The following is a 12484-nucleotide window of genomic DNA, read 5'->3' as shown; positions in this document are numbered from 1 at the left end:
ATCAGCTCAGGCTGGCGGCAGCTCCGGCCGCGCCGCCGCCTCCAGCGCGAGATCGCTCTCGTCCTTAAGATCGACGCCGGTCAGCGAGCGGCGAAAGGCCTCGCCGATCAGCCAGGAGAGCTTGAGGGCGGCCTGCTCGTAGCTGAGACCGCCCGGGCGGATGTTCGAGATGCAGTTGCGCGCCGCGTCGCTCAGGCCGGACCGGGGCGCGAAGGTGAGATAGGCGCCAAGCGAATCCGGCGAGGACAGGCCGGGCCGCTCGCCGATCAGCATCACGACGGCGCGCGCCCCGAGCAGCTCGCCGATCTCGTCGCCCAGCGCGACGCGCCCCTGGCTGGCGACCACGATCGGCGCGAGGCGAAGCTGCTGCCGCTGGAGCGCCGGCAACAGCACGGCGACGAAGGGCGCGGCGTTCTGGTGGATCGCAGTGGAGGACAGGCCATCGGCGACGACGATGGCGAGATCGCAAGCGCCGCGATGCGCCGCCAGCGCCGTGCGGCCCTGCGACGACAGCCGCCGGCCGAGATCGGGCCGCCGGAGATAGAGATCGCGCGAGGGCGCGGCGCTCTCGACCTCGACGGTCTCGCCGGCAAGGGCGGCCAGCGACGCCGCGACCTCGCCGGCCCGGAACGGGATATGGACCGCGTCGCGCGCCTGGGCATGGGCGAGGCCGAAGCGCAGCACCTCGCCCGTCGGCAGCGAGGCGCCGGAGCGGCCGAGGCCGATACGGGCCGGAGTCAGCCGCGCCAGCGCGGCCCAGCGCTCGGCGAGCGAGACCGGTTCGTTGCTCATGCCGCCCTGCCCTGCACCGCCGCCAGCAGCGCCTGGCCGCCGCGGCCGGCGCTCAGTTTTCCGGCCGCGTCGGTGATCTCCATCCGCCGCAGCCAGGCCTCGAATTCCGGAGCGCGCTTCAGGCCGAGCACCTCGCGGACATAGAGCTGGTCGTGAAATGAGGTGGACTGGTAGTTGAGCATCACATCGTCGGCGCCGGGCACGCCCATGACGAAATTGACGCCGGCCGTACCCAGCAAGGTCAGGAGCGTGTCCATGTCGTCCTGATCGGCCTCGGCATGGTTGGTGTAACAGATGTCGCAGCCCATCGGCACGCCCATCAGCTTGCCGCAGAAATGGTCCTCGAGGCCGGCGCGGATGATCTGCTTGCCGTCATAAAGATATTCCGGGCCGATGAAGCCGACGACGGTATTGACGAGCAGCGGCTCATAGGCGCGGGCCACGGCATAGGCACGTGCCTCCAGCGTCTGCTGGTCGACGCCGTGATGCGCATCGGCCGAAAGGGCCGAGCCCTGCCCGGTCTCGAAATACATGACGTTGTCGCCGACCGTACCACGCCCGAGCGAGCGGCCGGCCGCCATGCCCTCCTGCAGCAGCGCCAGCGAGACGCCGAAGGATTCGTTCGCCTTCTGCGTGCCCGCGACCGACTGGAAGACGAGATCGACCGGCGCGCCCTGCCCGATCAGGGCCAGCGCGCTGGTAACATGAGTCAATACACAGGCTTGCGTCGGGATCTCGAAGCGATGGATGAGCTCGTCGAGCAGGCGCAGCAGGTCGGCGATGACGCCCGGACTGTCCGAGGCCGGGTTGATGCCGATCACCGCGTCGCCGCAGCCATAGAGCAGCCCGTCGACGATCGAGGCGAGGATGCCGGCGGCAGCGTCCGTGGGGTGGTTGGGCTGGAGCCGCACCGCCATGGTGCCGGGCAGGCCGATCGTATTGCGGAAGCGGGTGACGACCTGGCATTTGCGCGCGACCAGGATCAGATCCTGGTTGCGCATGATCTTCGAGACGGCCGCAGCCATTTCCGGGGTCACGCCGGGCGCGATCCGTGCCAGAACCGATGATGTCGCCTGGTCGGAACAGAGCCAGTCGCGGAACTCGCCGACCGTCAGCGCAGCGATCGGCGCAAAGGCCGTCGCGTCATGCGTGTCGAGGATCAGGCGGGTGACCTCGTCCTGCTCGTAGGGCACCAGCGCCTCGGTGAGGAAGCTCCGCAGCGGCAGGTCCGCGAGCGCGATCTTCGCCGCCATGCTCTCTTCCATGCTGGCAGCGGCGATGCCGGCCAGCATGTCGCCCGAGCGCAGCGGCGTCGCCTTCGCCATGACCTCCCTGAGATCGGCGAAGACATGAGTCTGCCGTCCGACCGCGACGCGATACGCCATGTTCCAACCTGCCTCCACTCAGACGCCATGCTAGAGCGGATACGCGCTCCAGCAAATGACGAAGGGGTTGCAAGGCAGGGGCCGTGCCGGCCGCTCAGGCGAGATAACCGCCATCGATGGTCAAGGCAGAGCCGGTGATGAAGCTCGCTTCCGGGCCGGCAAGATAGGCGACGAGGCTCGCGATCTCGGCATCCTTGCCGAGGCGGCCGAGCGTCATCAGCGGGCGAACCATCGCCTGGGCCTGCTCGTCGGCATTCATGTCGGTCTCCGTCGGACCGGGCTGGATTACATTGACGGTGATGCCGCGCGGGCCGAGATCGCGCGCCAGGCCACGCGTCAGCGCCGCGACCGCGCCCTTGGTCATGCTGTAGACCGAGGCGCCGGGGAAGCCGGAGCGGTCGGCCGTGACGCTGCCGACCGTGATCACGCGCCCGCCCTCGCCCATATGCGGCACGGCCGCCTGCGTGGCGACGAAGACGGGTTTGACATTGACCGCGACCATCCGGTCGAAATCGTCGAGGCTGAATTCGTCGACAACGCCGCGCAGCAGGATCCCGGCATTATTGACCAGGATATCGAGCCGGCCGAACTGCCCGACCGTCCGGGCCACGGCCATCCTGACGGAATCGGGAGCGGCGCTGTCGGCCTGGATGGCAAGGGCCGCGCCGCCGGCGGCCGTGATTTCCGCTGCGAGGGCCTCGGCCTTCTCCGCGGAGGCGGCATAGGTGAAGGCGACGGCCACCCCATCATGCGCGAGACGGCGCACGATCGCCGCGCCGATGCCGCGCGAACCGCCGGTCACCAGCGCGATCTTGCCTGAGAGGGGCTTCGACATCTGATACTCCATCTTTTTTGATCGATCAGTCTATAATTTGGCACAAAGAAGCGCGTCGCCTTGCATCGTTCCGTTGGCTATCTCAGGCTTCGGATCGCCATCCGCGCGATGCCGCTCAAGGCTTCGGGCAAGGCACCGCCACGAGCCGCGAGCTTGATGCCGGCAAGCGTTGCCTTGAGGAAATCCGTCGCCGCGCGCATGTCGAGATCGGCCGCGATCTCCCCGGTCGCCTTGGCCGCCACGAGGCGGTGCTCGAATGCAGAGGTCAAGGTTCGGTCGGCGGTCTCGATCAGGAGCGTGATCTCCTGATCGGAACGGCCGAATTCGCAGGTTGCGCCAAGGCCCATGCAGCCTGGGGCCGTTGCGACAGCGGCTTTCGCCGCGAAGGCGAGCAAGGTCGCCTCGATGCCCTTGAGCGCGCTCGGGGCCGCGTTCAGGCTGCGGATCTGCTCGGCGACGCTGTCGGCGATATAGCGCTGCAGCGCCTCGATATAGAGCTTCCGCTTGTCGCCGAACGTGTCGTAGAGGCTCTGCCGGCTGATCGCCATGGCGTCGAGCAGCATCGCGGTCGAACTGCCCTCGTAGCCATGCTCGCAGAAGACCGCGATCGCCTGTGCCAGCGCGGTGTCGCGGTCGAATTCCCTGGGTCTCGCCATGCCCTCTTCCTATCGATTACAGATCGATCTGTCTATAATTAATCTCAGCTCCGCCGCCCCATTTTGTGACTTGGATCACGGATTGACCCCGACCCGGGAGCTATCGTGGCTGAGCCGCGTTTCTCCAGGCAGCAGCTGTGCCTGCTCGTCGAGCCGGCAGGACGTGGCCACGATGAAACAAGGACCCCGATTGACCGCCGAAACCATCACGCTGACGGAGGAGAAGGAGACTCTTCTCATCACGCTGTACGGCAAGGCCGGCGAAAGCCATTTGCCCGATTCACTGCTGAAGGACCGCTACGCTGCCGAAGCGGTCAGCAAGATCAACTATGATTTCGACAGGCTGAAACTCGACCGCGACCTGATGATCGGCGTCGCGATGCGCGCCCATATCCTCGACGACTGGGCGCGGGCCTTCCTGGCTGATCATCCCGACGCGACCGTGCTGCATCTCGGCTGCGGCCTGGACAGCCGGGTGTTCCGCCTCGATCCCGGCCCGGGCATCCGCTGGTTCGACGTCGATTACCCCGAGGTCGTCGCGCTGCGCCGCGAGCTCTATCCGGCGCGCGACAACTACGCGCTGATCGGCACATCCGTGACCGATCCGGCCTGGCTCGAACAGATTCCGAAGGACAAGCCGGCGATGATCATCGCCGAAGGGCTCCTGCCCTATCTCGTGCCGGAGGAGGTGCCAAAGCTGCTGCGGCGGCTGATAAAACATCTGCCCGAGGGCGAGCTCACCTTCGACGCCTATAGCAGCCTCGGCCTGAAATTCCTGCGCAACCTGCCCTCGGTGCGCGCAACCGGCGCCCGGCTGCTCTGGCCGCTCGACGATCCGCGCGCGCTCGAGCGGGAGGTGCCGCAACTTGAGCTGCTGAACGAATTCCGGGCCTATGACCCGCAAGGCTACGATCCCGAGCAGGTCGCGCGCATGTCCTGGTCGGCAAGGCTGGCGATCTACGCCTTCTCGCTGATCCCGCCGCTGGCGAACATGGGCCGGCTGCTCCATTACCGCTTCTGAGCCCTTGCCGGCCCGGCATGCGATCTTCGGCGACATTGCCAACCGGGGACCCGCTGCTTAGCTTGTGGCCGGTTTCGCTTTGGGACGGGTCGGAAGTTTCAGCATGTCGGATGCGCTCCGGATCGCGCATGGCGCGTTTGGACGTGTTGCGCTCCTCGATATGGACCGCAGCCTGGTCCGCCATGCGCATCCGCATTGCCATGTGCTGCTCAAGGTCGATGGCGACGACACGCAATTCCTGGTCGGCGACCATGTCGCGCCGCTGACCGACGATCTCGCGGTGCTGGTCAATGCCTGGGAGACGCATGCCTATATCCATGATCCGCGCCGCAAGAATGCGCTGATCCTGGCGCTCTATATCGAGCCGGACTGGCTGCGCAGCTTCAGGCCGAACTGGGCCGCCAGCGGCACGCCCGGCTTCTTCGAGCATTCCGCCGGCGAGGTCAGCGCCCATATCCGCCAGACCGCGCTCGATCTCGCGGCCGAGATGGTGCACGAGCCCGGCGCGACGCGGCGCCAGGAAGAGCTGCTCTCCGAACTGATGATCGCCGTGATCGAGCGCTTCACGCCGTGGCGCTCGATCGGCGCCTCGCTGCGCGGGATCGCGCGCTCCAACGCGGTCGATTTCCGCGTGCGCCGTGCGATTTCGCTGATGCGCTCGAATCCGGCCGCGCCGCTCTCGATCGAGAAGCTGGCGAGCGAAGCCGGCCTGTCGCGCGCGCATTTCTTCCGCATGTTCGAGGCCTCGACCGGCGTGACGCCGCATGTCTTCCTCAACGTGCTCAAGGTCGAGCTCGCCGTCGGCGCGATTGTCGATGGCGATGAAAGCTTCTCCGCGATCGGCGACCGGCTCGGCTTCAGCGCTCCCGCCCATTTCACCCGCTTCTTCCGCGACCATTGCTCGGTCGCACCGAGCGAGTTCCGCAGCGTGGCGCGGCTCGGGCGCTGAATCGCCTTCAGGCGAGCCGGCCTCGCCTTCGCTCGACAATGCTTCGAGCTTCCTTCGAATTTGAGACTTTTCGGTAAGTCGCGAGACCGGTCGGGATCGTGACCCGGCGGCCATTGATCGATGCTTCCTATCAGGCGCCCAGCAAGAGCGCCGTCGGAGCGAAGCGTCGGTGAAAGCAGAGACCATCTTGTGGACGGGTCAGTCCGTGGAGCGCGTCGAGGACGCCGCCCTGCTGACCGGTCGCGGGCGGTTCATCGACGATCTCGGCGTCCGGCCGGGCACCTTGCACGCGGCGATCCTGCGCTCGCCCCACGCCCATGCCGATATCCTCGCCGTCGATGCGACAGCCGCGGCCGCGATGCCCGGCGTCGCCGCCATCGTCACCGGGCGCGATCTTGCCCGGCTGACCACGCCGATGGTGGCCGGGCTGAAGATCGCCGCCGAGAACTGGCCGATGGCGGTCGAGCGCGTGCGCTATGTCGGCGAACCCGTGGCCATCGCCATCGCCGAGACACGCTATCTCGCCGAGGATGCGCTCGACGCGGTCGAGGTCGAGTACGCGCCGCTCAAGGCCGTGGTCGATCCGATGGCGAGCCTTCGTCCGGACGCTCCGGTGCTGCACGAGAAGGCCGGCGCCAATCTCGTCAGCGACCGGCACTTCCGCTACGGCGATCCCGAAGCCGCCTTCGCCGCGGCCGATCGGACCGTCTCGGTCAAAATCGCCTATCCCCGCAATACCGGCGCGCCGATGGAGACCTTCGGCGTCGTCGCCGAGTATGATCCGCATGAGGACGTCTACGACATCCTCGCCAATTTCCAGGGGCCGTTCAGCATCCATACCGTGCTGGCCCGCGCCCTGAAGGTTCCCGGCAACCGCCTCAGGCTGCGCATGCCGCCCGAATCCGGCGGCAGCTTCGGCGTCAAGCAGGGTGTAGCGCCCTATGCCGTGCTGATCGGCGTCGCGGCCCGGATCACCGGCCGGCCGGTGAAATGGATCGAGGACCGGCTCGAGCATCTCGGCGCGGCCGTGGCGGCGACCAATCGCGTCACCACGCTCAAGGCCGCCGTCTCCGCGGATGGGCGCATCAGCGCGCTCGACTGGGACCAGGTCGAGGATTGCGGCGCCTATCCGCGTGCGCCGGAGCCGGCGACGCTCTACCGGATGCACGGCAACATGACCGGCGCCTACGACATCCGCCATGTCGCGATGCGCAACCGGGTCGTGCTGACCAACAAGGCCCCGACAGGGCTGGTGCGCGGCTTCGGCGGACCGCAGGTCTATTTCGCGCTGGAGCGGCTGATGCAGCGCATCGCGGTCGAGCTAGGGCTCGCTCCGCTCGACGTGATCCGCCGCAACCTGATCCCGGCCGACGCCTTCCCCTATCGCACCGCGACCGGCGCGCTCTACGATTCCGGCGATTACCAGCAGGCGCTCGAGCTCGCCGTTTCCGGCCGGCTCGCCGAGCTGGAGCGCCGCCGCGACGAGGCCCGCGCCGCCGGCAGGCATTACGGCATCGGCTTTGCCGCCGCCGTCGAGCCCAGCGTCTCCAACATGGGCTACATCACCACGGTCCTGACCGCCGAGGAGCGGCGCAAGGCCGGGCCCAAGAACGGCGCCCAGGCGACGGCGACGATCTCGATCGACCCGGTCGGCTCGGTCAGCGTCCATGCCGCATCGACCCCGCAGGGTCAGGGCCATCGCACCGTGCTGGCGCAGGTCGTCGCCGACATTTTCGGCCTGCCACATCGCGAGGTGCGGGTGATCGCCGATCTCGACACCGGCAAGGACGCCTGGTCGATCGCCTCCGGCAATTATTCCAGCCGCTTCGCCGCGGCGGTGGCGGGCGCGGCCCAGCTCGCCGCGACGCGGCTGCGCGACAAGCTGGCTCTGATCGCAGCCCGCCAGCTCAAGGTCGAGCCCGGCCAGATCGGCTTCGCCGGCGGTGCGGTCTTCGCCAAGGGCAACCCGGACAAGACCATTCCCTTCGGCCGTATCGCGGCGCTGAGCCATTGGTCGCCGGCGCTGCTGCCTGAGGGCGTCGACCAGACCATCCGCGAGACCGCCTTCTGGACGCCGCCGGAGTTGACGGCCCCGACCGAGGGCGACGAGATCAATTCCTCGCTCTGCCATGGCTTCATCTTCGACATGGCCGGGGTCGAGGTCGACCCGGTCAGCGGCAAGGCCCGTATCGACCGCTATGTCACGATGCATGATTGCGGCCGCGTGCTGCATCCCGGCATGGTCGAGGGCCAGATCAGGGGCGGCTTCGCCCAGGCGCTCGGAGCGAGCTTCTACGAGGAGCTCGCCTATGCCGAGGATGGCGCCTTCCTGACCGGCACCTTCGCGGACTACCTGCTGCCGACCGCGACCGAGACGCCGGATATCGAGATCCTGCATATCGAGACGCCCTCGCCCTTCACGCCGCTCGGCACCAAGGGCGTCGGCGAAGGCAATTGCATGTCGACGCCGGTCTGCCTGGCCAATGCGATTGCGGACGCGCTCAACGTTGCCGAGATCAACCTGCCGCTGACGCCGGCCAAGCTCGCCGCGCTCGCCGCCCGGCCGGAGCCGCCCCAGCCCGAGGCGAGCCGCTCGGCCGCGCCCGTCGGCAGGCCGGGTGACCGCGCCCTGCGTGGCGAAGGCGAGGCCAAGGTCGCGGCTGCGCCCGAGGCGATCTGGGCGATGCTGCTCGACGTCGACACGCTCGCCTCGATCATCCCCGGCTGCCATGGCGTGCAGAAGCTCTCGGACACGCATTTCAAGGCCGAGGTCACGCTCGGCGTCGGGCCGGTGAAGGGGCGCTACAAGGCCGAGATCAAGCTTTCCGACCTCGACGAGCCGCGCGGGGCGACGCTGACCGGCTCGGTCTCCGGCGCGCTCGGCACCGGCGGCGGCGCCGGCCGCGTGACGCTGACGCCGGATGGCGCGGGCGGCACCGTGATCGGCTACACCTATGAGGCCGCGGTCGGCGGCAAGGTCGCCGCGATCGGCGGGCGCCTGCTCGACGGCGCGGCCAAGGCGATCATCGGCCAGTTCTTCGCGGCATTGGCGCGCAAGGCTGCGCCGGGCAGGCCCGGTGTCCTTGCTCGCCTTCGGGCCCGTCTCTCCGGGAGGCGCGCATGAAGCCCGCCCCCTTCGACTATGTCCGGGCCCGCGACATGACCGAGGCGCTCGACGCGCTCGCCCAACACGGTTCGGACGCGCGCATCATCGCCGGCGGCCAGTCGCTGCTGCCGATGCTGAACATGCGGCTCGCCAAGCCTGCCGTGCTCATCGACATCATGGGCATTGCCGGGCTCGACCAGGTCCGCCGCGAGGGCGAGCTGATCGTCGTGCCGGCCGGGATGCGGCAGGCGGCGCTCCTGAGGCGCCCCGGCCTCGCGAGCGAGCAGCCGCTGCTCGCCGCCGCCCTGCCCTGGCTTGGCCATTATCAGACCCGCGCCCGCGGCACGGTCTGCGGCTCGACCGCCCATGCCGACCCGAGCGCCGAGATCCCGCTTTGCCTGGTAGCGCTCGACGGCGAGATCCGCCTGCGCTCGCGCAAGAAGCAGCGCCGGCTGAAGGCATCCGCGTTCTTCGCCGGGATGATGGTGACCGAGAAGGCCGATGACGAGCTGATCGAGGCCGTCGCCTTCTCGGCAGCCAGGCCCGGCACCGGCTACGCCTTCAACGAGGTGGCGCGCCGTCATGGCGACTTCGCCATCGTCGGCTGCGCGGCCGTGGTCGAGGCCGGACAGATCCATCTCGCCGTCGCCGGCGTCGCCGACAAGCCGGAGCGGCGGAGCTGGCCGCGCCTCGACGGCTCGGCGCTGGACGACGCGCTCAACGCCTTTGCCTGGGAGCTCGACGCGCGCGAGGACCTGCACGCGACGGCGCGGCTGCGCCGCGACCTCGTGCGCAATCTCGGGCGCCAGACCATCGAGGAGGCCTTGCGATGCCTCGCCTGAGCGCCGCTGCCCGCCACAGGATCGGCTTCACGCTGAACGGCAAGCCTGTCTCGGTCGAGGCCGAGCCGCGCCTGCTCGCGACCGACGCGCTACGCCATGGCATCGGCGCGACCGGCACTCATGTCGGCTGCGAGCACGGCGTCTGCGGCGCCTGCACCATCCTGATCGACGGCGTGCCGGCCCGCGCCTGCCTGACGCTGGCCGTCCAGCTCGAAGGCCGCGAGGTCACGACGGTCGAGGGGCTGGCGCCGGCGCAGGATCGGCTTTCCGTGATGCAGGCCGCCTTCCGGCGCCACCACGCGCTGCAATGCGGGTTCTGCACCGCCGGCATCCTGATCTCGCTCGAGGCCTTCCTGCGCGAGGAGCCGGATCCCAGCGAGCAGGCGCTGCGCGAGGTCGTCGGCGGGCATCTCTGCCGCTGCACCGGCTACACCCCGATCATCGCCGCGGCGCTCGAAGCCGCCGCCATCCTACGCCAGCCCATCACCACATCGACCGACGCGGAATCCGCCCATGTTTGACCTCGGGACCAGTTTCATCGCCAGCGTGGCGCGCGATCCGGGCGCGCTCGCCATTGTCGATGGCGACGTCCGCCTGACCTATGCGCAATGGCTGGCGCGCATCTCCTCGCTCGTCGCCGCCTTCGACGGCATGGGGCTGAAGCCGGGCGACCATCTCGTCACCGTGCTGCAGAACCGCTGGGAAGCGGCGACGCTGCATTGGGCCTGCCAGTTCGCCGGCATCATCATCACGCCGATCAACTGGCGGGCGAAGCCGGACGAGATCGATTTTGTGCTGGAGAATGCCGGCGCCAGGGCGATCGCCTTCGAATCCGTCGCGGCCGCCGCCATGGCCGAGAGCACGCTCGCCGCAACGATGCCGCGCATCGCGGTCGGCAGCGATGCCGGCCCGGCCGAGCTGACCTTCGCCGAGATGATTGCGAGCGAGGCGCCCATCGCGGCGCCGCGCGCCTCGGCCGAGGACTGGTCGCTGATGCTCTACACCTCCGGCACCACGGCCAAGCCCAAGGGCGTGCCGCGCCGGCACCGGGCCGAGCGCATGGCGGCGCTCGCCCATGTCGCGCAGAACCTCTACGGCAACGGCGAATGCACACTCGGCGTCATGCCGCTCTACCACACGATGGGCGTGCGCTCGCTGCTGGCCATGTCGCTGATCGGCGGCACCTTCGTCTGCCTGCCGCGCTTCGACGCAGCGCGCGCGCTGGAGCTGATCGCGGCCGAGCGGGTCAGCAATCTCTACCTGGTGCCGACGCTCTATCACGATGTCGTCCATCACCCGCGCTTCGCCGGGGCCGACGTCTCTTCGGTGCGCAAGCTCGGCTTCGCCGGCGCGCCGATGACCGACGGGCTGCTCGGCAAGCTCACCGAGGCGTTCAGGCCGGAGCTCTTCGTCAACCATTATGGCTGCTCGGAGATCTACACCTTCACGATCAACCAGAAGGCGGCGGACAAGCCGGGCTCGGCCGGCAAGGCCGGGCTGAACCAGCTCATCCGCGTGGTCAAGCTCGGCGCCGCCTCCGTGAAGGAGGTCGCCGAGCCCGGCGAGGAAGGCGAGATCATCGCGCTCGCTTCCAGCGACGAGGCCTTCGACGGCTACTGGCTGCGGCCCGAGGCCGACGCCAAGGCGCTGCGCGAAGGCTGGTACTTCACCGGCGACACCGGCTATTTCGACGGGAACGGCGACCTCTACGTCACCGGCCGCGTCGACGACATGATCATCACCGGCGGCGAGAACGTCTCGCCGGTCGAGATCGAGAGCTGCCTGTCGCTGCACCCCGCCGTCTCGGAAGTCGCCGTGGTCGGCCTGCCCGACGAGCGCTGGGGCAAGATCGTCGTCGCCTTCGTGCAGCGCGCCGCGCCGGTCACCGCCGAAGAGCTCGACCAGCATTGCAAAGTCTCCGGCCTCGCCAATTACAAACGCCCGCGCCGCTTCGAATTCGTCAAGGCCATCCCGAAATCGCCGGTCGGCAAGCTGCTGCGCCGCCAGCTCGTGGCCGGCGAATACGAGCCCGAGCGGCCCGGCATCGCGGCCGAATGATCGTCCATCCCAGCAATCGAGAGCAACCAGCATGAATGCCGTGACCCCGACCCATCCCGACCTCACCGGCCTCGACGGCTTCCGCGTCGAGATCGACCCGGCTCGCGAGCGCGCCGACATCATCCTCGATCGCGCCCCGATGAACACGGTCTCGATGGCGCAGCGCGACCAGCTCCGGAAGGTGTTCGAAGCGCTGGACGACGACGACCGCGTCCGCGTCATCGTGCTGCGCGCCGTCGGCGAGCATTTCTCCTCCGGCGGCTACATCAAGGGCTTCCTCGAAGCCTCGCCGGAACATGTCTCCAAGCTCGCCTGGAACATCGCCGCCCCGGCCCGCTGCTCCAAGCCAGTGATCGTCGCCAATCGCGGCTACACGTTCGGGGTCGGCTTCGAGATCTCGCTCGCCTGCGATTTCCGCATCGTCTCCGAGACCTGCCAATACGCCCTGCCCGAGCAGAAACTCGGCCAGATCCCGGGCTCGGGCGGCTCGGCCCGGCTGCAGAAGATCGTCGGCATCACCCGCACCAAGGACATCGTGATGCGCTCCAAGCGCATTCTCGGCAAGCAGGCGCTCGACTGGGGCATCGCCACCGAATGCGTGCCCGATGCCGAGCTCGAGGCGGCGACCGACAGGCTGGTCGACGAGCTGCGCTCGTTCTCGCCGATCGCCCAGCGCACCGCCAAGAAGCTGCTCAACGACACCGAGGATTCGACGCTCGCGATCGCGATCGAGCTGGAAGGCCATTGCTACAGCCGCCTGCGCCAGTCCGACGATTTCCGCGAAGGCGTCGAGGCCTTCCACGCCAAGCGCGCGCCGAAATTCATCGGCAGCTGAGCTGC

Annotated in this window: 11 protein-coding genes; 7 read left to right on the top strand and 4 right to left on the bottom strand. The window is 68.6% G+C overall.

The features are described 5' to 3' along the window. Positions 1–6: 6 nt before the first annotated feature. The 4 genes from eutC to EV560_RS13395 all read right to left on the bottom strand — a co-directional run bounded on the left by eutC (position 7) and on the right by EV560_RS13395 (position 3668). The gene (gene eutC, locus EV560_RS13410) at positions 7–792 is read right to left on the bottom strand and encodes an ethanolamine ammonia-lyase subunit EutC (protein ID WP_131856288.1); all 786 of its coding nucleotides are present in this window, start codon (positions 790–792) and stop codon (positions 7–9) included. Beyond that, positions 789–2177, bottom strand: a complete 1389-nt coding sequence (locus EV560_RS13405) for an ethanolamine ammonia-lyase subunit EutB (protein ID WP_131856287.1) — start codon at positions 2175–2177, stop codon at positions 789–791. The genes eutC and EV560_RS13405 overlap by 4 nt, the downstream gene beginning before the upstream one ends. Before the next feature lie 94 nt (positions 2178–2271). Then, entirely contained in the window at positions 2272–3012 is a 741-nt protein-coding gene (locus tag EV560_RS13400; protein ID WP_131856286.1) for a 3-oxoacyl-ACP reductase family protein, read from the bottom strand. Between the two features lie 77 nt (positions 3013–3089). Then, on the bottom strand, positions 3090–3668 hold the full coding sequence (locus EV560_RS13395; protein ID WP_131856285.1) for a TetR/AcrR family transcriptional regulator: 579 nt from the start codon (positions 3666–3668) through the stop codon (positions 3090–3092). A gap of 190 nt (positions 3669–3858) precedes the next feature. Here EV560_RS13395 and EV560_RS13390 point away from each other — a divergent pair, with 190 nt between their 5' ends. The 7 genes from EV560_RS13390 to EV560_RS13360 all read left to right on the top strand — a co-directional run bounded on the left by EV560_RS13390 (position 3859) and on the right by EV560_RS13360 (position 12479). Continuing rightward, positions 3859–4689: a class I SAM-dependent methyltransferase gene (locus EV560_RS13390; RefSeq protein ID WP_131856284.1), complete on the top strand. Its 831-nt coding sequence runs from the start codon at positions 3859–3861 to the stop codon at positions 4687–4689. Positions 4690–4792: 103 nt separating this feature from the next. Next, positions 4793–5638, top strand: coding sequence for a helix-turn-helix domain-containing protein (locus EV560_RS13385; RefSeq protein WP_131856283.1), 846 nt, complete (start codon positions 4793–4795; stop codon positions 5636–5638). A gap of 169 nt (positions 5639–5807) precedes the next feature. Beyond that, complete coding sequence (locus EV560_RS13380) at positions 5808–8762, top strand: xanthine dehydrogenase family protein molybdopterin-binding subunit (protein ID WP_131856282.1); 2955 nt, start codon at positions 5808–5810, stop codon at positions 8760–8762. Then, a complete protein-coding gene (locus EV560_RS13375) occupies positions 8759–9586 on the top strand; it encodes an FAD binding domain-containing protein (RefSeq protein ID WP_131856281.1) in 828 nt (275 codons plus the stop codon). The genes EV560_RS13380 and EV560_RS13375 overlap by 4 nt, the downstream gene beginning before the upstream one ends. Beyond that, entirely contained in the window at positions 9574–10107 is a 534-nt protein-coding gene (locus EV560_RS13370) for a (2Fe-2S)-binding protein (RefSeq protein ID WP_131856280.1), read from the top strand. Before EV560_RS13375 ends, EV560_RS13370 begins: the two co-directional genes overlap by 13 nt. Then, complete coding sequence (locus tag EV560_RS13365) at positions 10100–11644, top strand: AMP-binding protein (protein ID WP_131856279.1); 1545 nt, start codon at positions 10100–10102, stop codon at positions 11642–11644. The genes EV560_RS13370 and EV560_RS13365 overlap by 8 nt, the downstream gene beginning before the upstream one ends. Before the next feature lie 31 nt (positions 11645–11675). After that, entirely contained in the window at positions 11676–12479 is an 804-nt protein-coding gene (locus EV560_RS13360) for an enoyl-CoA hydratase/isomerase family protein (protein ID WP_131856278.1), read from the top strand. Positions 12480–12484 lie beyond the last annotated feature (5 nt).

Origin of the sequence: Allobosea sp. BK604 (assembly GCF_004341515.1) — a bacterium.
GTDB lineage: Bacteria > Pseudomonadota > Alphaproteobacteria > Rhizobiales > Beijerinckiaceae > Allobosea.
The sequence above is the reverse complement of the archived record's forward strand: the minus strand, read 5'-3'. Positions and strand labels throughout refer to the sequence as shown.